The organism is Chryseobacterium kimseyorum (assembly GCF_025971945.1).
GTDB classification, from domain to species: domain Bacteria; phylum Bacteroidota; class Bacteroidia; order Flavobacteriales; family Weeksellaceae; genus Chryseobacterium; species Chryseobacterium kimseyorum.
Map to the genome: position 1 here is coordinate 241,195 of NZ_JAPDHW010000003.1, position 20,636 is coordinate 261,830.

19 protein-coding genes and 2 tRNA genes are annotated in these 20,636 nt (G+C 35.9%); 8 read left to right on the forward strand and 13 right to left on the reverse strand.

What is annotated here, in order from left to right; genetic code table 11:
* Positions 1–11: 11 nt before the first annotated feature.
* Positions 12–932, reverse strand: coding sequence for an AraC family transcriptional regulator (locus tag OMO38_RS06100; protein ID WP_264749322.1), 921 nt, complete (start codon positions 930–932; stop codon positions 12–14).
* A 180-nt stretch (positions 933–1,112) separates the two neighbouring features.
* On the opposite strand from OMO38_RS06100, the gene OMO38_RS06105 reads away from it, so the two are divergent.
* Together OMO38_RS06105 and OMO38_RS06110 are read left to right on the forward strand one after the other, a co-directional pair.
* Entirely contained in the window at positions 1,113–2,642 is a 1,530-nt protein-coding gene (locus OMO38_RS06105) for an aldehyde dehydrogenase family protein (RefSeq protein WP_264749323.1), read from the forward strand.
* A 537-nt stretch (positions 2,643–3,179) separates the two neighbouring features.
* On the forward strand, positions 3,180–3,566 hold the full coding sequence (locus OMO38_RS06110) for a DUF779 domain-containing protein (RefSeq protein ID WP_264749324.1): 387 nt from the start codon (positions 3,180–3,182) through the stop codon (positions 3,564–3,566).
* Between the two features lie 2 nt (positions 3,567–3,568).
* Here the strand turns inward: OMO38_RS06110 and OMO38_RS06115 are convergent, their stop codons facing one another.
* Positions 3,569–4,042: a hypothetical protein gene (locus OMO38_RS06115; RefSeq protein WP_264749325.1), complete on the reverse strand. Its 474-nt coding sequence runs from the start codon at positions 4,040–4,042 to the stop codon at positions 3,569–3,571.
* A 69-nt stretch (positions 4,043–4,111) separates the two neighbouring features.
* Complete coding sequence (locus OMO38_RS06120) at positions 4,112–5,311, reverse strand: dicarboxylate/amino acid:cation symporter (protein ID WP_264749326.1); 1,200 nt, start codon at positions 5,309–5,311, stop codon at positions 4,112–4,114.
* A gap of 183 nt (positions 5,312–5,494) precedes the next feature.
* On the opposite strand from OMO38_RS06120, the gene OMO38_RS06125 reads away from it, so the two are divergent.
* From OMO38_RS06125 to OMO38_RS06135, 3 genes are read left to right on the forward strand one after another with little or no spacing between them, the layout of a single operon-like run.
* Positions 5,495–6,412 carry a J domain-containing protein gene (locus OMO38_RS06125; RefSeq protein WP_264749327.1) on the forward strand — a complete coding sequence of 306 codons (918 nt, stop codon included), beginning with the start codon at positions 5,495–5,497 and terminating at the stop codon, positions 6,410–6,412.
* A gap of 2 nt (positions 6,413–6,414) precedes the next feature.
* Positions 6,415–6,717, forward strand: coding sequence for a chaperone modulator CbpM (locus OMO38_RS06130; protein ID WP_264749328.1), 303 nt, complete (start codon positions 6,415–6,417; stop codon positions 6,715–6,717).
* A gap of 30 nt (positions 6,718–6,747) precedes the next feature.
* Complete coding sequence (locus OMO38_RS06135; protein ID WP_264749329.1) at positions 6,748–7,284, forward strand: hypothetical protein; 537 nt, start codon at positions 6,748–6,750, stop codon at positions 7,282–7,284.
* Between the two features lie 50 nt (positions 7,285–7,334).
* Here OMO38_RS06135 and OMO38_RS06140 read toward each other — a convergent pair whose 3' ends face one another.
* Together OMO38_RS06140 and OMO38_RS06145 are read right to left on the reverse strand one after the other, a co-directional pair.
* A complete protein-coding gene (locus OMO38_RS06140; protein ID WP_264749330.1) occupies positions 7,335–8,318 on the reverse strand; it encodes a PLP-dependent cysteine synthase family protein in 984 nt (327 codons plus the stop codon).
* A 443-nt stretch (positions 8,319–8,761) separates the two neighbouring features.
* Complete coding sequence (locus OMO38_RS06145) at positions 8,762–9,991, reverse strand: ABC transporter permease (RefSeq protein WP_264749331.1); 1,230 nt, start codon at positions 9,989–9,991, stop codon at positions 8,762–8,764.
* A gap of 4 nt (positions 9,992–9,995) precedes the next feature.
* Between OMO38_RS06145 and OMO38_RS06150 the strand changes: the two genes are divergently transcribed.
* Complete coding sequence (locus OMO38_RS06150) at positions 9,996–11,192, forward strand: exo-beta-N-acetylmuramidase NamZ family protein (RefSeq protein WP_264749332.1); 1,197 nt, start codon at positions 9,996–9,998, stop codon at positions 11,190–11,192.
* Positions 11,193–11,242: 50 nt separating this feature from the next.
* Here the strand turns inward: OMO38_RS06150 and OMO38_RS06155 are convergent, their stop codons facing one another.
* From OMO38_RS06155 to OMO38_RS06185, 7 genes are all read right to left on the reverse strand, one after another.
* Positions 11,243–11,449: a hypothetical protein gene (locus OMO38_RS06155; protein WP_264749333.1), complete on the reverse strand. Its 207-nt coding sequence runs from the start codon at positions 11,447–11,449 to the stop codon at positions 11,243–11,245.
* A gap of 1 nt (position 11,450) precedes the next feature.
* A complete protein-coding gene (locus OMO38_RS06160) occupies positions 11,451–12,011 on the reverse strand; it encodes a DUF3575 domain-containing protein (RefSeq protein ID WP_264749334.1) in 561 nt (186 codons plus the stop codon).
* Positions 12,012–12,109: 98 nt separating this feature from the next.
* Positions 12,110–13,285 carry a thioredoxin family protein gene (locus tag OMO38_RS06165; protein WP_264749335.1) on the reverse strand — a complete coding sequence of 392 codons (1,176 nt, stop codon included), beginning with the start codon at positions 13,283–13,285 and terminating at the stop codon, positions 12,110–12,112.
* Between the two features lie 123 nt (positions 13,286–13,408).
* Positions 13,409–13,481: transfer RNA gene (locus OMO38_RS06170), tRNA-Phe, on the reverse strand.
* Positions 13,482–13,599: 118 nt separating this feature from the next.
* Positions 13,600–13,672 (reverse strand) — tRNA-Phe (locus OMO38_RS06175).
* A gap of 96 nt (positions 13,673–13,768) precedes the next feature.
* Positions 13,769–15,610: a lysophospholipid acyltransferase family protein gene (locus OMO38_RS06180; protein WP_264749336.1), complete on the reverse strand. Its 1,842-nt coding sequence runs from the start codon at positions 15,608–15,610 to the stop codon at positions 13,769–13,771.
* A 22-nt stretch (positions 15,611–15,632) separates the two neighbouring features.
* Positions 15,633–16,868 carry an aspartate kinase gene (locus tag OMO38_RS06185; protein ID WP_264749337.1) on the reverse strand — a complete coding sequence of 412 codons (1,236 nt, stop codon included), beginning with the start codon at positions 16,866–16,868 and terminating at the stop codon, positions 15,633–15,635.
* 237 nt (positions 16,869–17,105) lie between these two features.
* On the opposite strand from OMO38_RS06185, the gene fbp reads away from it, so the two are divergent.
* Positions 17,106–18,122 carry a class 1 fructose-bisphosphatase gene (gene fbp, locus OMO38_RS06190; protein ID WP_047442521.1) on the forward strand — a complete coding sequence of 339 codons (1,017 nt, stop codon included), beginning with the start codon at positions 17,106–17,108 and terminating at the stop codon, positions 18,120–18,122.
* Positions 18,123–19,124, forward strand: a complete 1,002-nt coding sequence (locus OMO38_RS06195; RefSeq protein ID WP_264749338.1) for an o-succinylbenzoate synthase — start codon at positions 18,123–18,125, stop codon at positions 19,122–19,124. It begins immediately after the preceding gene.
* A 227-nt stretch (positions 19,125–19,351) separates the two neighbouring features.
* Here OMO38_RS06195 and OMO38_RS06200 read toward each other — a convergent pair whose 3' ends face one another.
* On the reverse strand, positions 19,352–20,485 hold the full coding sequence (locus OMO38_RS06200) for an alpha/beta hydrolase (RefSeq protein WP_264749339.1): 1,134 nt from the start codon (positions 20,483–20,485) through the stop codon (positions 19,352–19,354).
* Between the last annotated feature and the right edge of the window lie 151 nt (positions 20,486–20,636).

A 20,636-nucleotide genomic window follows, 5' to 3' on the forward strand; every position in this document is an offset into this window, starting at 1 on the left:
GCTTTTTTTAGTTAGAAACTAATTACCCCATTCTGGTAGTTCTTCGGTGTCACCCCAACCAACTGTTTAAAAACTCTTGTAAAGTAATTTGTATCAGAAAAACCAGTCTGGTAAGCAGTTTCCTTAATGCTGTTGTTTAAAGCTAAAAGTTCTTTCGCCTTGCTGATTCTTTCCTGAAGAATAAAATCATTTGGTGAGGTTCCCAACTCGTCTTTAAACATTTTGAAGAAATTAGATTTGCTCACATAAGCCAGTTTTGCAATGCTGTCGATAGAAAGTTTCTGATGGATGTTGTTTTTAATATAGTCCACTACAAAACCGATTCTGGATTTATTTTTAGCCAAATTTTTCTCTACCATACTTCTTGCCTGTGTCTGCATAAGTCTTATTAAAAGTTCTTTTAAAGCAAAATCAGCCATAATATCTTTCTCGGAATTATCATCCATGGCGATTCTCATAATATTGTTGGTGGCCGCTGCCAATGATTTATTATTAAATAAAAAATACTCGTCGAGTTGCAGATTCCAGGATGAGGTTTCATCTACTTTCGCGAAATTATAGTTCAGATGATTCAAAGAGTTTTCGATAAACTCAGGATTTAAACTTAAAGAAATACATTGAGTGGGTGTCTCATCAGACTCCGGAAAATCAATGACCATCGTCTCACCGGGCGCAACCAAAACACTTTCTCCCGGGAAATAATCGAAATAGTTGGTTTTGTTTTCCAGCTTCATGTATTTTCTGCCCTGCAACATTGCTGTGAAAGCGATCGTATCAAAATGCAGTTTTATATCAAACGCAGACTTGTGAGTCTCATAGATGCTGAATTCACAGTTGTTGAGATTAAATTTAGTTTGATTTTCAACTAAGTTTAAAAGCTGACTTTCCTTCTTTAATGCAGGAGTATTCAATAAAAACTTATGATCATTCATTGCTAAATTTATTTAAGTTGCGACTTCTATCAAATATAGAAATTATATGATTAAAAACATGTTAAGGAAATACTAAAGTCTGGCTTCTACACTATTTTGAAGTTTTTTTGTAGGATTTTGCTATTTCTTTTATTGTAGTCGGTGTAATTTGGTTGAAGATAAAATCAAAACAATACTAATATGAGCACAGCAACAGAACAAAAATCAGACACGGTCTTACAGTGGCCGGAATTCAAAAAGCAATATGACAACTTCATTAATGGTGAGTTTACCGCACCGGTTAACGGAAATTATTTTGATGTAATTTCTCCCGTTGATGGAAAAGTTTTCACCCAGGCAGCGCATTCGTCAAAAGAAGATTTAGAACTGGCAGTTAATGCAGCCGAAAAAGCGTTCCAGACGTGGAAAGATACATCGTCTACTGAAAGAAGCGTTATTTTAAATAAAATTGCCGACAGAATCGAAGAAAATCTGGAGTATTTGGCAACGGTAGAAACCATTGATAACGGAAAAGCAGTAAGAGAAACTTTAGCTGCAGATTTACCTTTGGCAGTCGATCATTTCAGGTATTTTGCTTCAGTAATCAGAGCAGATGAAGGTTCGCATAACGAACTGGATAAAGATACGGTTTCATTAATCGTGCACGAGCCGCTTGGCGTGATCGCACAAATTATCCCATGGAATTTCCCGATTTTGATGGCAGTTTGGAAACTGGCTCCGGCATTGGCCGCAGGAAACTGTGTAGTCTTAAAACCGGCAGAAAGTACACCGATTTCAATCTTGGTTTTAATCGATTTAATTAAAGATTTACTTCCGGCGGGAGTGGTGAATATTGTCAACGGTTTCGGAGCGGAGCTTGGAAGAGCTTTGGTGACGAATCCGAAAATAAACAAGGCTGCGTTTACCGGTTCTACTGTAACAGGTCGTTTGGTAATGCAGTATGCCACAGAAAATATCATCCCGGTGACTTTGGAATTAGGTGGAAAATCTCCCAACGTTTTCTTCAGCTCGGTGATGGATGCAGATGATGAATTTTTAGACAAAGCCGTAGAAGGTGCAGTTCTTTTTGCGCTTAATCAGGGTGAAATTTGCACAGCTCCTTCAAGATTATTGGTTCAGGAAGACATTGCCGATGCATTTATCGCGAAAGTAATTGAAAGAGTGAAAGCGATCAAAGTTGGAAATCCTCTGGATAAAACCGTGATGATGGGAGCGCAGGCTTCAAAAATTCAGAAAGATAAAATTTTGTCTTACATTAAATTAGGAAAAGAAGAAGGTGCTGAAGTGTTAGTGGGTGGTGATGTGAATCATGTAGGTGAAAACCTTGAAGAAGGATACTACATTCAGCCAACGATTTTCAAAGGAAACAACAGAATGAGAATCTTCCAGGAGGAAATTTTCGGACCTGTTTTAGCGTTTACGACTTTTAAAGATGAAGAAGATGCAATTAAAATTGCCAACGACACGATCTATGGATTGGGTGCAGGAGTTTGGACGAGAGATGCGCATCAGCTGTACAATGTGCCACGTCAGATTCAGGCGGGTAGAGTTTGGGTGAATCAATATCATTCTTACCCTGCAGGAGCGCCATTTGGTGGGTACAAGCAGTCGGGTATCGGTAGAGAAAACCATAAAATGATGTTGGATCATTACCGTCAGACAAAGAACATGTTGATCTCATACAGCAAAAACAAATTAGGTTTCTTTTAATTAATAAATATTTAGGGCGTGCCCGTTTTCCCCGTTTGTCACGGGGAAAAACGGTCGGGCTATCCAGGGCTGCACTTCGTTTCGGTGCTTCGCACCGGCGAGTTCCTCGCCGCCCTTCCTATCCCTCACGCAAAAGTTGTGTGCAAAACACATCACTATATTTGGTTTATGTAAAGTCTGACAATGCTTGTTTTGTCAGACTTTTTTTAACTTTATAAAATAGTAGACAAAGACTAAGCTCGGCTCAATAAAAGTTTAACAAACCAAATTTTGTTTGAAAGACATAAATCCGACCTAGGAAATGGAGGCGTTAAGAAAATAAACTGTATGAACGTAAAAAAATTCTTCTGTTCGAAGCGCGACACAAATATTCAACCGAAGAAAATAATAAACTCTCGCGCAAGCTTAGAATTTTTTAGTGAGTACAGATTATTTTTAGCAGGACTTTCCAGTCTTGATTTTTTGGTTCTTTTGGATTAAGCCAAAAGAACAGAGAAATTTAACTGAAACCAATAAACCTTTTTGAAGAAGATCATTATGGAAGCAAAAAAAATATCGAGACTCTCAGTTACAGAAAAAGCCCTCGAGCTCATTTGGGAACTTGAAAAAAAGCACGGCGAGCTTATGTTTTACCAAGCCGGAGGATGTTGTGAAGGTACACAGCCACAATGTTTCGAGAAAGGAGGCTATTTTCCGAGAATGAATGATGCCATGATCGGAACCATCAACGGTCACGAATTTTGGATCGACCGCGACCTCTTTGAATATTGGCAGTATTCCCATTTTACATTAGACGTTTTAGAAGGCTTCGGCCCTGGCGGATTTTCTTTGGAAACCCCTTTAGGAAAAACATTTAAAGTGCATTATAAATTATTTACAGCGGAAGAATTAAAAAAATTGGAAGAGGTAAAACGGAGCGAGTAATTTTATTCATAGCTTGTGAACTGCTTGTTTTTCTGAACGATAAAATTTAATTCTCTTTCAAAATCATATTTACATTTTTTTATATTTGTTTTTAAAATAAAATATTGAGTGATTGTTACCAATATTGGAATGACAATAAAGATATAATTTTCGTTGTTTTGAATTTCTTGTGATGTGATAAAAAGGAAAAGAAGAATTGCTATTATAGAAGCTATAAAAGGATAAATGAAGGGAGTGAATTCTATTTTAATAACTGTTTTATTCTTTTCTTCTACAATATTTCCTTTTATAATAGAACGATAAATATTAATATCAAATAAATGTTTTCTTCTTTTTATAATAAAGTTGTCTACATTGATCAATCCTCTGTATTCAAATCTTGTAGGGATTCCATGATCAGGAATTAAAGATATGAAACTTGTATCTGTTTCGTAGGTGATTTTTTTTAAACTTTCAACAAATTCAGATTTATCCATGTCAATATTGAAAGTCAAATGATCATACAATCCTATGTTTTTAAAAAATAAATTCATAATAAATACTCATCAAACCTTCACAAACCGATTTACAAACATTGCCGCCACAATATCTCCAACAGCATTTAAAACTGTTGCCAGAGGATCTACCAAAGTTCCGATAATAATCACCGCAGGAATCGCTTCCTGTGGCAACTGATAGACAGAAATCATCAGCATTTCCCCAATATATCCGCCATTGGGAATTCCGCCTGCAACAATACTGACAAAAACAGTAATTCCTAAAGCTAAAAGAAGATTAGACGGTTCAAAAAAATCTCTTCCGATAATCTGAAATGCAACGTAGATTTTAATAATGGATGACATCGACGAACCGTTTTTATGAAGTGTCGTTCCAATCGGGATTACCAGATTAGCAATCGAACTCGGAATACCGATTTTGGATGCGGCTACTAAGTTTGTAGGCATGGTTGCGAAACTGCTGCAGGTACTTAATGCGGTGAGTGTAGGTAAAATGGCGTTGGTCCAGAAATTTTTTATTCCGTTTTTTCTGTCTGCGATAAAGGCGTAAAGTGAAAAAAACACGAAGAAGTAAATAATTCCTGAAATATAGTAAAGTCCGAGAGGCTTAGCATAAAAACCGAAAAGCTGAGGTCCAAGCGTTGCTACCTGATACGCAAAGTAGGCACCCAAACCAATTGGCGCAATTTTCATAATCATCAGAAGCAGTTCTTTCATCACTTCATAACCCGAGGCAATGAAGAGTCTGAAAGGCTTACCGTTTTCTCCGGATTTTCTCGCAGCAAATCCGGTAAGGAAGGCGAAAATCAGTAGTGCCAGCATGTTTTTCCGTGAAAAAAGTTCGGTGAATTCTCCAACGGTAAAGAAGCTTACAATCCTGTCGCCCCAGTTTTCTTCCTTTGCCGCTTCAGCTATAATTTCAGAACTTCCCGAAATCGAGGACACGGGAAATAAATAAACCATTCCGATGGTGAAAATAGCAGCAATTAAAATGAACAAGAGAAAGGTAAATGCCATTGCAAAAATGATTTTACCAAACTTCGACTGCTGTTCAAGAGAAGATATAGAATTGGAAACCGCAAAAAATACCAATGGAACAACGCTCACAAAAAGCAAATTCAGAAAAATATCTCCCAGCGGTTTAATGTATTCCACAATTTGTGGAGCAACAACACCGATGATGCTGCCGACGGTAATTCCGAGAAGAAGAAAAAGAATTCCTGAATAGTTTTTTAAAACCTCTTTCATATGAAGGTAATTTTAATTTTTAAATGGTTATCTGTGATGATCTGTCTTTATTGGTTTTGTGATTTCAAGACAGTACCGGTGATTCCATGCGGTGATTTTTAGTAAAGATAGATTTATTTTTTAACAATTTCTTAGATAAATCTTCGGCTTAATTTTGGTAAATTTGAGTAAACAATCGTTTCTATGGCTTATATAGATTATTACAAAATTTTAGGCGTAGACAAAAGCGCAACTCAGGACGACATCAAAAAAGCGTACCGCAAGCAGGCAAGAAAACTGCACCCAGACCTTAACCCCAACGATAAAGAAGCAGAACTGAGATTCAAAGAGCTGAACGAAGCCAATGAAGTGTTGAGCAATCCGGAAAATCGGGCGAAATACGACAAATACGGTGAAAACTGGAAGCATGGCGAACAGTACGAACAGGCTCAGCAACAGCAAAGGCAATCCCAAAGTCAGGGTGGAAACTACGGTGGTGGTTTTTCGGGTGCTGATTTTGGAGGTGGCGAAGATTTTTCAGACTTTTTCCAGAGTATGTTTGGCGGTGAGGGTGGTGGATTCGGCAGAAGCTCCCGTGGAAGCGCATCAGGAAAATTCAAAGGTCAGGATGTACAGGCAGAATTGAATTTAAATCTAAAGGACGCCGCAAAAACACAGCAACAGACTTTTGATATTAATGGCAAGAAGGTGAGAATAACAATTCCTGCGGGAGTTTACGATGGCCAGCAAATAAAATTAAAAGGCCACGGAAATCCTGGTTTTAATGGCGGTCCGACAGGAGATTTATACATTACTTTTAATATAGCTCCGGATCCGAATTTCGAAAGGGTAGGAGATGATCTAAAATCTAAAGTGACGATCGATTTGTACACCGCTGTTCTGGGTGGCGACGTAAAAGTGGAAACTTTAGAAGGAAGCGTAAATCTTAAAGTAAAACAGGAAACTCAAAGCGGAACAACGGTGCGGTTGAAAGGAAAAGGTTTTCCTGTCTATAAAAAAGACGGTGAATTTGGTGATCTGTTTGTGACGTATGATGTAAAGCTGCCCACAAACCTTAGTGATCAACAGAAAGAACTTTTTGAACAACTTAAAAATTCTTAATCATGAGCGAAAGAATATCACGGGAAGAACTCATAAAAATATACAATATTGAAATTACTTTTTTTGATGAATTGGTAGATAACGGTCTCCTGAACGTAGAAACTGAGGATAATGTTCGTTACCTGATTTATGAAGATCTGCAGGTTTTTGAAAAGTTTGCCAACTGGCATTACGATTTAGAGGTCAATCTGCCGGGTTTGGAAGTGATTCATCATATGCTGCGTAAAATGGATGATCTTCATCAAAAAAATCGCGACCTGATGAATAAACTTTCAGTAATTCGTGAGAAATATGAGGATATTTAATTTAGTTTTGTAAAATCAAACACTATATACATGGCTAGAATAAACGACGACAAAATCATCAATTTAAAAATCAATAAAGGAGATTTTGAAGAGATTTATCTTAATGGAGATCAGGGAAGTCTTTTTTTGTCACCGACCGTAAAAGGAAAACTGATTACCACAATCATCGTGGCCGCCATACTTTTGATTTTATTTTATTTCAAAGATGATTTAAGCAAAGAGAAATTCGGGATTTTATATTTTGTGAGTTTTCTTTTCCTGCTTTGTGCGGTCTACTTATCTTTAGCCATCAACAAGGTTTCGAAATGGAAAAAAGAAGTCGTAAAATACCTCAAGACTCTTGAGAATACTGAAATTTATCAGATCCAGTTTAATGCTAAAGTTTTTAAGGTCAACCTTAATGAAAATAAAGAAACCAGTCTCTGGACAGAATTCACAGCTGGAGAAATCAGCGAAAAATTTATTGGTTTAGAAGGTAAATTCAATTATATGTTTCCAAGAAAATCAATGTCAGAAGCAGATTTTAATATGTTGAAAGATGCAGTACAGAAAAATGTTTTAAAATAAAAAAATCAGAGCCAACGCTCTGATTTCTGTTTTTTTATAAAGGTTCTGAATTAATCTAACCAACCCATTTCTTTCATCCACTCGTCATTGTAGATTTTTCCTACATACCTTGAGCCGTGATCGTGAAGCAGAACAACAACCACATCGTCTTCTGTAAATTGATCTTTCATCTGAACCAAAGCAGCCATCGCACTTCCTGCAGAATATCCACAGAAAATCCCTTCTTCTTTTGCCAGTTTTCTGGCATAGATTGCTCCATCTTTATCGGTTACTTTTTCGAAATGATCGATTACCGACATGTCGTAGTTTTCAGGAAGAATATCTTCACCAATACCTTCTGTGATGTAGGTGTAAGCATTTCCTAAGTTAATTTCTCCCGTTTCGTGAATTTCTTTTAAAATTGATCCGTACGTATCAACGCCAATAATTTTGATGTCTTTATTTTTCTCTTTAAAGAACATTCCGCAACCTGTAATTGTTCCACCTGTTCCTGCTCCAACTAGAAAGTGAGTCAGTTTTCCGTCAGTCTGTTCCCAGATTTCCGGTGCAGTAGACTCGTAATGAGCAGCTCTGTTTGATAAATTATCATATTGGTTGACGTACCATCCGTTCTCTGTTTCTTTAGCCAGTCTTTTAGAAACTGAATAATAAGAACGCGGATCTGTAGGCTTTACATCTGTCGGACATACAATCACTTCTGCACCAACTGCACGGAGAATATCACATTTTTCTTTAGACTGTTTTGCATTGGTCACAAAAATACATTTGTATCCTTTAATGATCGCTGCCAAAGCCAATCCCATACCAGTATTTCCGGATGTACCTTCAATAATGGTTCCACCAGGTTTCAGTCTTCCGTCTTTTTCAGCATCTTCAATCATTTTCAGAGCCATTCTGTCTTTCACCGAATTTCCTGGGTTGAACGTTTCCACTTTTGCCAAAACCAAAGCCGGAAAATCTTCACCCAAAACTTTGTTCAGTTTTACAAGAGGTGTATTTCCAATAGTTTCGAGAATATTTTCTGCGTATTTCATACTTGTTTTTTTTCTGCGGGGCAAAGATACGGCTTTCAAATTATTTAAGGGAAGAGATGGTATTTAATTGAATATTAGAATGCACGAGTTTTTCAGGAGCCTGATCATGCTTCTAATTAACACTTTTGAAGTCAAAACGCTGTATTTTTCATTACGCTCTGCTCCCAAAAAGGATGTCGCCTCACTGACGACTAGGAAATTCGTCTGCAAGTAGTGACTTTACTCAAAATAAAATATTGCAGAAGCTACAGAGGACAACATTTAAACACTCCGTCAAAAATTCCTCAAAATTTTCGATACCTGTTTAATGAAATGGGAATTTTCTGTTAGCCATATTTTTTATGAATGAAAAATGTGACACAATCAACAAATGATGTAAAACGGTTAATCAATAGATGACAATTTAAAGTAAGCCTGTAAATTCACAATTCACCATTTGCTCTTTAGCTATACTTGATCGATTTCACCGGAGATATTTTACTGATGAGATAACTCGGGATAATCAAAGCCAAGCCGGAAATCAATAAAATTCCTGCAGAGATTGACAGAATAACCAGAGGATTTAAATCAACGGGAACGGTACTTACATAATAGTTTTCAGGATTTAATTTTATAATTCCCAGAAACTTCTGAATCAGTAAAAGTCCTAAACCGATCGCATTTCCATACAACAATCCAGGAACCATGATAATTAATGTGTAATTGATAAAGGTTGCACGTATCTGACCATTTGTAGCACCTAAAGTCTTAAGCAGACCAATAGAATTTGTTCTTTCAATGATTAGAATAAGAAGAACCATAATGATATTGATGATGACTACAATTAACATTATTGAAATAATCAAAGCGATATTCACATCAAAAATACTGATCCAATCGTTGATCTGAGGGAATTTATCTGTAGCTTTTTCAGCATAATTTTTATAACCGATCAATTTATCAATTTCGGGAGAGTCTTTATCGATGTCATCTACATTTTTAAAGAAAATATCAATTCCGCCAATATCTTCAGGTGCCATATCCTGAATTTTCCGCACATGATTGACATCTCCAATGACGAACTGATCGTCAATCATCTTAATATCGGTCTTGTAAATTCCAACAACCTGAAATTTTCTGTAAATCTGTTTCTGATCTTCTTTTGCAAAGACGGTTACAATGCTGTCATTTAATTTAAGATGCAGGTCATTTGCTATTTTTTCTGAAATAGTAACACCGTTGTTATAGCCATCTTCTGTTACCTGAGGCGTTTTTCCGGCAATCAGGAATTTTTTGAAACGTAAACTGTCGAAATCTTTTCCTACACCTTTGAAAATAATTCCTGCAAAACTATGCTCGTTACGCATAATTCCCGTTACCATAGCATATTTCTGCACGCTTTCAACATCCGGAAGTTCTTTCAGTTTAGCAATGTTTAAACCTTGATTGTCAAGAATAGAGGTATTGTATGAAGAATTTGAACGGGTCGATTTTACAGTGATATGTCCGCTGAAGTCTGCAAGTCTCTCCTTAATCGCTTTTTTTGAACCAAAACCTGTGGAAACGGTAATCAGAGAAACAATGATTCCCAAAGCAACAGAAAGCCTGCCAATGAAGATGATCACCCGTGATAGGTTATTTTTGTTATCTTTGGAAAACGCTATTTTTCTAGAGAAATATAAAGGAAATTTCAAGCTTATGAATTTAGATTTCAAAATTAAAACTTTAGTTCTTATTTGCCTAATTTTTTTAGGAGTATTCAACCCACATTATTCTCAGACTCAGGATCAGGATGGTTTCAAAACCGGCGCAGACCGACCTGAACTATATCTGCCTCTGCTAAAAGGTAAAACAATTGGAATTGTGACCAACCAAACCGGTTTGATGAAAGATAAAACGCACGTCGTAGATTATTTAGTAAAAAACGGAATTAAAATTAAAACAATCTTTGCTCCTGAGCACGGTTTCAGAGGTGATGCCGATGCGGGCGAAAAAGTAAAGAATGGAGTAGACATCAAAACTGGTATACCTATTATTTCTCTATATGGAGCCAACAAAAAGCCTAAACCGGAGCAGTTAAAAGGTTTGGATATTGTTATTTTTGATATTCAAGATGTTGGCGTAAGATTTTACACCTATATTTCGACTTTAACCTATTTAATGGAAGCCGGAGCTGAAAATAACGTTGAAATTCTGGTCCTAGACAGACCCAATCCACATGATGGATACATTGACGGACCTGTTTTAAAAAAGAAATGGGAAAGCTTCGTGGGAATGCACGCAGTTCCTGTAGTGTACGGTCTGACCATCGGTGAATACGGTAAAATGGTGAACGGTGAAAAGTGGCTGAAAAATAGCGTACAGGCAAAGTATACTTTGATCCCGATGCAGAAGTATCATAAGAAACAGCGTTATGCGATTTTAGATAAACCTTCTCCGAATCTTCCCAATGATCGATCAATTAATCTTTACCCAAGTTTATGTTTCTTTGAAGGAACTCAGGTTTCAGTAGGAAGAGGTACAGATACTCCTTTTCAGATCTACGGTTCGCCCTGGACGAAAAATCTGCCCTATCAGTTTACTCCAAAACCGAACTTCGGAGCTAAAGAACCATTTTTAAACGGGAAACTGTGTTACGGAGAAAATCTATCCAATCATTCCACAGATTTGCGGTCGCTTAATCTTGAGTGGCTTTTAAAGGCGTACAGGAACTACAAAAATCCTCAATTAGATTTTTTCCTTAAGAATTTATTTTTTGATACTCTAGCTGGAAGCGACGACTTACGGAAAAAGATTGTCGCAGGGAAATCAGAAAAGGAAATCAGAGCTTCCTGGAAATCAGATTTAGATCAATTTGAAAAAATCAGAAAGAAATATATTCTTTACCAGGATTAAAAAAAATGTCAACTGTAATATTGCAGTTGACATTTTTTTTTAATAATTTCTTAATCAAAATTCTGCGGCGGATTTTTATCGTCTTTCCCTTTATTTAAAATGAAAAGTCCAATCGATAATCCTATGACTCCCGCGAAGGCTGTCATCAGTGCACGTTCCAGTTTATCTGCTTCTGGGTTTCCTACATAATTCATCAGAAAAAGGATTGCAAAAGTAATTACTGAGATGATGATGTGATTTTTACCTAATAATTTCATGTTATTTTATTCTATATGAGATCATTACACCGCCTCTATAAGGGATTATTTCACCGCTTCTGTTGTAACCATCGTTGCCATCATATCTTTCCCCTGTTCCACGTACATATCCTTTATAGAAATCTTGTGCATTTCCTATACCGGCAAAAATATCCATATTCCAATTCTCAGCTAATCTGAACTGATAGCCACCTTCTATTCCAAATAAAATAGAGTAGCCTTTTTGATAAAGTTGAGATTGCATATATTTTGTAGGTTGAAGAGTTTCTTGGTTATAATAAACCTCGTCATTCCAATAGGTAGGTTTTTGTAAAATATATGCACCAACAGAAACATTAGCACCTACATGCCAACCTTTAAAGGCTTCCTTGAAATAATATCTTCCTTCAATAGTTCCCATATAAATCTGAGCTTCATGTCCTGCAAAAGATTTCCACGGGGATATCAGAACATCACCCTGCATAGTAAATTTCTGACTCAATTGATATTCTAGTCCTGCATTGATTACTCCAATAGGAATTAGCAGTGCATTTCCTTTTACGTAAAGTTTCTTTTCGGACATTGAAACATTTTCCAAAGATTGATTTTCCTGAGCATTGATATTTATAAGTGAAAAGAGACTAAATGCTGCTATTAAAATTTTATTTTTCAAAGTATCAGTTATTTAATATTATTTAATAATTCTTTTGCTAAGGTTGCATCTTTTCCTGATTGTTCTGCCATGTTTTTAGACATTTCCGCATAATTTTTTGCAACATCAAGGTTACCAAGAGCGAAGTATATTTTGGCCAAAATATATGTGTTTTCTGGCGTTTCATTTCTCATTACTGATTTTTCAGCCCATTCTGCGGCTTTTTTCAATGAGGTTTTTGTTTTGATATGATCAGAGAAAATCCAGGCTGCTTTCAGAAGTTCATTAGGTTCAAAAGCATCTGCATTTTTATAGTAATCCAAAGCTGCCTTCTCATACTCTGGGAAATTGGCATTCTGCTCATAATACGCCAACTTGGTTTGGTTAAGTTTTAGCATTGCGGCTTCTTTTCCTACCAGTGGTTCAGCAGTTTTCATAAAATATTCATCATTGATTTTTTTGGCTTTTTCATCAATAGATTCCTGCACAACTTTAGCTAATACCAACTGATTGTTAAACTCATTGTAGTTTTCTTCCGGTAAATATTTGATGATATCTGCTTTTTGGGAAACAAAAGTTTTGTAATTAACATCTTCTGTAGATTTCAGAAAATACAGTAGAAATCCTGCATCGTCCTTTGTGAACTCATCTGTTTTTTTTCTGTTGGCAAAATATCTTTCTGATGCCTTCTTCGCAAAATCATAATCGGCACTGGCATTAAGTTTCATAATGTTGATCAGGAAATCACGGTCTTTTTCTCCTTTTGCAAAACGTTCCTTCAAAGAACCTTTTTTGTTGTTGGGAGAATTGATATCCTGAGCCATTGTTAAGAAAATGTTTTCTTCCATATAGCCTGAGTTTTGAGATACCAGTTCACCGTCACCGTTTAGGAATAGGTAAGTGGGATAAGACCGTACACCAAATTTCTGGGCAACTTCTTTTCCTTCACCTTTTTCCATGTCGATTCTTGCATTGATGAAATTTTTATTGTAAAAATCGCCAACAGATTTTTTAGTGAAAACATTTTTCTCCATCATTTTACAGGGGCCACACCACGATGCGTAGGCGTCAATAAAAACCAGTTTGTTTTCTTTTTTCGCCTTTGCGATAAGATCTTTAAAAGGAATATCCTGAAACTTGATTTCGTCCTGCGCAAAACTTAATATGGTGATAAAAATAAATAATCCGGAGATGATCTGTTTCATTTTCTGTTCTAAATTTTAAGAAGCGAAGATACTTAATTTTGATTTATTAGAATTGTTTAAAGAATTAAAGTGTATCGGAAGATCTATAAAATAAAAAACCACCTTAAGAAAAGGTGGTTGAAGTGGTTTCTCCAGGAATCGAACCAGGGACACATGGATTTTCAATCCATTGCTCTACCAACTGAGCTAAGAAACCATTTTTGTAATGTACTTCATTTCTGAAGCGAGGCAAAAGTAATAATTAATATTAGATTCTGCAAATTTACTTTTAAACAGCTTTGAAAAGAAAACCGCCTAATGAAAGGCGGTTTAAGTGGTTTCTCCAGGAATCGAACCAGGGACACATGGATTTTCAATCCATTGCTCTACCAACTGAGCTAAGAAACCATTGATTTACTTCGTTGTTTTAAAGTGATGCAAAAGTAGTAAGTTTTGCTATATGATGCAAGTATTGACGGCTTTTTTTTAACTAAAATTAAAAACTTACTGATTTTCAGGAGTATTATTTTCCTGTTCTTTCCTTATCTGCTCGCTCATCTCTTCCAATACAGGCTTAATTGTACTTTCGGGAAGATCACTTATTCTGATATACATCAATCCATCAATCGCATCATTGAAGTTGGGATCGACGTTGAAGGCAATTACTTTTGCATTCTGTTTAATATATTTTTTAATTAAAACAGGCATTCTCAGTTCAGGTTCCAGGTCATCGATAATTTTATCCAATTTATTTAAATCAGATTCCATTTCATCCAAGAACAGGTGCTTATCACGATCTCTCAGTTTCACCTTGAAGTCATTTCGTGGTGTAATGTATTGAGCGACAGCAGAATCGTAGTAATTTGACCGCATGAACTCAATCATCAGGGACTTAGAAAACTCTGAAAATTTATTGGAAATACTCACACCTCCCATCAGGAATTTATGATCAGGATTTCTCAGGCATACATGCACAATTCCACGCCATAAAAGGAATAAGGGAAGAGGTTTTTGCTGATATTCTTCGCAAATGTACGCACGTCCCATTTCAATCACTTTTTTAAAGAAAGGATGAATGTCCTGTTCAAATTCAAATAAAGAACTCGTATAAAACCCTTTAATTCCAAATTTTTTCATCACATCTTTACCCAAAGCCATTCTGTAGGCGCCGGCAAGCTTTTCTGCGGCATTATCCCACAAAAACAAATGATGATAATGTTTATCGTATTCATCTAGGTCAAACGGTAAATTACTTCCTTCACCCACTGCTCGGAAAGTCAGTTCTCTCTGTCTCCCGATCTCCCTCATAACTGAAGGGATTTCTTCGTAGGCCGTAAAGTAAATTTCGTAATTACCATTACTGAAAAGCATTTTATCGGTTCCGCGAAGTTTTGAAATATCTTTTATTAAATCTTCCTTTGGAGTTTCATCAATAATATTCTGAACAATGTTTTCTTCACGAAGCAACTGAAATTTCAGCGATAAATTTTTAAGATTGATTACCTGTGCCAGAGATTTTCTTTTTTCGTAGTAAGATTTCATCATATAAACCTTACGTTTCAGAAACTCTCCCAACTCCTCAATGTTTTCCATTTCATCCATTGTCTTCACCGTGATAGGTTTTCCTATTCTGATACGGATGGGTTTCTCACGGTCATTCATCATTTCTGCAGGAAGCATAATGGTCTGTAGATTGGGATGAATTTTGGCAACCTGATAAAATAACGTGCTGTTTTTTGCATGAAAATACATCGGTACCACCGGTACTTTCGCCATTTTAATAAGCTTTAATGCAGGTTTTTCCCATTCTCTGTCCAGAATTTCACCGTAAGGATTGTTTTTGTTTGAAACTTCTCCTGCAGGAAAAATCCCTACACAGCCACCATTTTCGAGGTGTTTTAGTGTTTCACGCATTCCGGTCGCGCTGTTTCTTACTTCTTTTCTTCCTTCAAAAGGGTTGACCGCAATAACATACGGCTCCATAGGTTTTATCTTTTCTAAAAGAAAATTCCCCATTACTTTGAAATCTGGGCGGACTTCTGAAAGAATTTTACACATTAAAATTCCGTCAATAGCCCCAAGAGGATGATTTGAAACCAGTATAAAAGGTCCTGTCTTCGGTATTTTTGCTAAATCTTCTTCAAATGCAACATAGCTTAAGTTTCTCTCTCTGACGAAAGAGTCGAAAAAATCTTTGCCCTCCTTTTCTTTCAGCTTGTCATAAAGTCGGTTGACTTCATTTATTTTTGCAATGCTCATCACAGCAGATGCAATAGGATTCTTGAGGAAACCTATTTTATTTAAGCCGGCAGCTTTGATTAAATCATTTTTCGAAATTAAGCTCATGTGTTTTTAGTCGTGATTAGTTTTATTGTGTTACCATCTGAAGCGTATTTTTCGCAATCTGCTCCAATAATACACTTTTTTCTTGGTAAAATTTACCGATGTTTTCCATTTTTGCATTCCTTACTGTAAATAAAGATACATTTTTTACCACATCAGTTTTAAAAACTTTTTGAAGTTCTTCGTTCAGTTCGTCAATTTTCAAAAATTTATCTTCCAAACATAAAGCTAATGAAATCGCCGAGTTCTGCATCAGCGAAACTTTGATTTTATATTTAGATAAATATCCGAAAACCAGACTCATATGATCTTCTGCAATGAATGAGAAATCTCGGGTTGAGATTTTCAGTAATGTTTGATTTTCTTTTAAGATATAAGATTCCTCATGCTGGTTTTTATCAGAGGCACCCACTTTAGTTCCGTCTTTTGTAGGATCTACAAATGATTTCACATAAAAAGGAATATTTTTCTGCTGTAACGGCTGTAAGGTCTTCGGGTGAATAATGCTGGCACCGTAATACGCCATTTCAATCGCTTCTTCGTAAGAAATATTAGAAAGCAGGGAAACATCTTTAAATTTTCTCGGGTCTCCGGTCATTACTCCGGGAACGTCTTTCCAAATAGTCATAGCATCTGCATTCAGACAATATGCAAAAATTGCAGCAGAGTAATCAGATCCTTCTCTTCCTAAAGTTACAGTGAAATTATTATCGTCTGAGCCAATGAAACCTTGAGTTACGTAGCAGATAGAATTCAAAGTTGAAATAAATTCTTCGGTCTTTTGCCAGTTCACCACACCATCACGGTAAGAATCATCGGTTTTAATATAATCTCTTGCATCAAGCCATTGGTTCGTAAATTCAATATCGTTAAGATATTCACTTACGATTTTGGTTGAGATCATTTCTCCGCAGCTTACCACCTGATCGTATACGAAATTGTAATTTGGCGATTTATTTCTTCTTAAAAATGAAACAATGTCATCAAAAAAAAGATTGATTTCGTCAAAAACTACGTGACTGTTCTGGAAAAGCCCCTTGGCTATTTCAATGTGCTTCTGTTTTATCTTTTCAATTTCGGTTTGATAGTCTTCTTTTTTAAAATAAAGTTCCACCACTTTCTCCAGCTCATTGGTTGTTTTACCCATTGCCGAGATGACAAGCAGACATTTATCAAAGCCCTGGCTTTTTAGAACCATAGACACATTTTTTACACTTTCGGCATCTTTCACCGAAGCTCCACCAAACTTGAAAATTTTCATTTAAGATTTAAAATAAAATTGTTAGATAAATAAAAGTTTTTGAATCGACAAAATTATAAATTTAAGGTGAGATATGAAAGAGCACAATTTGGTGATTAATAATTAGTGCATAATTGTTTTAAATCTTCCTGTTTTGTCTTTAATGTTCAGTATATCAATTGTTTAAATGATTTAAAAGAAAATTCTTTCAGGTCTGATAATTTTTACGAAATTTGGCAGTAAAGTAAAATCAAAAAAATGTCAGATCAACCATTACAGACCTTAGGAGAATTTTTAATTGATAAACAGGAAGATTTTCAGTATTCCACTGGTGAATTTTCACGTCTTCTAAGTGCGATCAGGCTGGCGTCAAAAGTTGTAAACAGAGAAGTAAACAAAGCCGGAATTGTAGATATTACAGGCGCCGCAGGAAATCAGAATATTCAGGGAGAGGAACAGCAGAAGCTTGATGTGATTGCCAATGATATCTTTATCACAGCGTTGTCACAGAGAGAAGTTGTCTGTGGAATCGCTTCAGAAGAAAATGATGACTTCATCGACATTAAGTGTGGTGAAAACGGTCACTTAAGCAAATATGTTGTATTAATCGATCCTTTGGACGGTTCTTCAAATATCGACGTGAATGTTTCTGTAGGAACTATTTTCTCGATTTACAGAAGGGTTACAGAGCCAGGAACACCGGTTCAGTTAGAAGACTTTTTACAGAAAGGAATCAACCAGATTGCTGCAGGATATGTAATTTATGGTTCATCAACCATGATTGTATACACTACAGGAAATGGGGTGAACGGATTTACTTTAGATCCATCATTGGGTACGTATTACCTTTCTCATCCTAATATGACCTTCCCAAGAACGGGGAAAATTTATTCAATCAACGAAGGGAATTATATTAAATTTCCTCAGGGCGTTAAAAATTACCTGAAATACTGTCAGATGGAAGAGGGTGACCGTCCTTACACTTCAAGATATATCGGTTCTTTGGTAGCTGATTTTCACAGAAATATGCTGAAAGGAGGAATCTATATCTATCCCTCTTACGGTCAGTCGCCTAACGGAAAACTGAGATTACTGTATGAATGTAATCCAATGGCATTTTTAGCGGAGCAGGCTGGTGGTAAGGCAACTGACGGATTCAGAAGAATTATGGAGGTTGAACCTACTGAACTTCATCAGAGAATACCGTTCTTTGCAGGCAGCATCGACATGGTAGAAAAGGCTGAAGAGTTTATGCGAATCGACAGCGTAAAATAAATGAAAGCAGAATATTTTAAATATTTATTAAAATTCAAACGCCCGAGTGGAACATCTCGCGGCGTTTTGTATGAAAAGGAAACTTTTATTCTCGTAATTTCTGATGACGGAAAAAAGGGAACAGGAGAGTGCGCTATTTTCAGGGGATTGAGTTTTGATGACCGGCCGGATTATGAAGATAAGCTGAAATGGCTTTGTGAAAATACTGATCAGGATGTCGAATTCCTAAAGGATGAGTTGAAAGAATTTCCGTCTATCTGGTTTGGCTATGAGCAGGCCTTACTGAATCTAAAACATGGCGGGAAGCTGTACTTTCCAAGTGAATTTACAGATGGTAAAAGCTCCATGATGATCAATGGTTTGATCTGGATGGGAGATGTCGATTATATGGAGGAGCAGATTCAGGAAAAATTAGCGCAGGGCTTTCACTGTATTAAATTAAAGATTGGCGTCGATTGGAAGTCCGAACATGAAATTCTTCAAAAACTCAGACAGAAATTTTCAAAAGATAAACTGGAACTGCGTGTTGATGCCAACGGTGGTTTTTCCAAAGATGAAGCTGAAATTGTTCTGCAGCAATTAGCTGACCTGAATATTCATTCAATAGAGCAGCCGATCAAAGCAGGAAATTGGAATGATATGGCTGAATTATGCGCGAAAACTCCAACACCAATTGCTTTAGATGAAGAATTGATTGGCGTAGTTGATTTTAATGAAAAGAAAAAGCTTTTAGATCATATCAAACCTCAGTATATTATCCTAAAACCTTCCTTGGTTGGGGGAATTTCAGGATCTGATGAGTGGGTATCTCTAGCTGAACAAAACAATATTGGCTGGTGGATTACTTCTGCGTTGGAAAGTAATTTGGGTTTGAATGCCATCGCACAGTATACTTTTACAAAAAACAGTCCCATGCCTCAAGGTTTAGGTACCGGAGGTTTATTCACAAATAACTTTGATAGCGATTTGGAATTAAAGGGTGATCGGTTATTTTTTAAGTAAAGTAGTTTTTAAATCTATAAATTCTTTTTTAGATTACATTTTATGCGATTAAATCACATCTTTTTGGATGAACATTGCTTTCTTGATATATTTTAAAATAGAAGAAAACTGTTTTTTAACTTTTTTCATAATATATAGTTTGATTTTATATTAAGCATTGATTAGGACAAAGGTCGTACCATTTTTTATAATGGCGAAAAAAATTACTATTCAATGCATTGTGTTTTTCATTGTAAAAGAATAGTAAAAGTGTACTCGTTGTTTTTTATTCTGTTGGTAATCAGATTTCTGTCGACCCCATTCAATGTTTGAAATATATCATTCTGAGCCTGCGAACTCGAAAGATATCCCCAGTGATTTCCGAATTCAAATTTGAAAGAGTTTTTCAAATCGTTTTCAATATATGTACAGTCAACAATGGAAACAATATCTTTAAAATGTTCAATATTTGAAGGCCCGTTTTTCCCCAATCTTGGAGTGAGAATATTTTTTGTAAACTGAGAAATTCCTAAAATTGCGTCTTTCCGGTTTAAATAAATGGAAACATGATTGGCTAATAAAGGAAGTTTGTTAAAAGAATCCTCCGCATCATCAAACACTTTATACGAAACATCAGCATTTAAAAGTAAAACCTGATCAATAACTCTCAGCACATTTTCTTTTTTCAGACTGTATAGCATACTTTGAAGTACACGGTTTCCCAGTGAATGCGTCATGATATGAATGTGCTGATTGCAGGGTTTCAAATCTTTGTGCGAGAAAATATCTTTTAAAAATTGAGTATAAAAATAAAACATTCTCACCAGCGAAGTTCCCGAGTTAATGCTTGCCGCCTTGTCGTCAAAGTACGTCATCGGAACCAGACTGCCGGCAGCTGGCCAGCTTACAAACAAAATATGCTCTACAGGAGATTCCGGATTATCAACGAACAGTTTTTTGAGATCGATAATTGCTTTTAATTCATCATCAAAAGTATATGCATAACCATGAATAAATATTAAAACATCACTTCTCACTTTGGTAGAAGACATATTTTTATATAATTCGTAAAACATTCTCTGAGTTCCTCCAAGATTGTTTGAAGTCAGATTTGAATCTTTTAAACCTTTTTCACTTAACAAGACTTCAAGAACTTCCTCATAACCCTGCTTTTCAGGCTCTGAAAATAATTGATAATCTAAAATTTTTCTGTTGGAATAATCTTTATCCTTTTTTGTTTGAGAAGAAGGCTTTGTAAAATTGTCGAAATTACATTTTGCAATCCTGAAATTCGGGATCGAGTATTGGTCATTAGAGAAAGAATCGGTCTTTTCACCTTTATGCCGTACAATTTTTCGGTTGCTGAGAATATAGACAGCCATTATCAATAGTTTTGTGAAAGTAATTTTGGTCTAGTAAAATTCGTAATAAATTTTCAATTATCTGTGAATTCAATATTAAAAATATCGTTTTTTTTAACCCTTAAATTTTCTTAAATTTGCAAATTGCTGTGTAAATCATGCAGCAACGTAA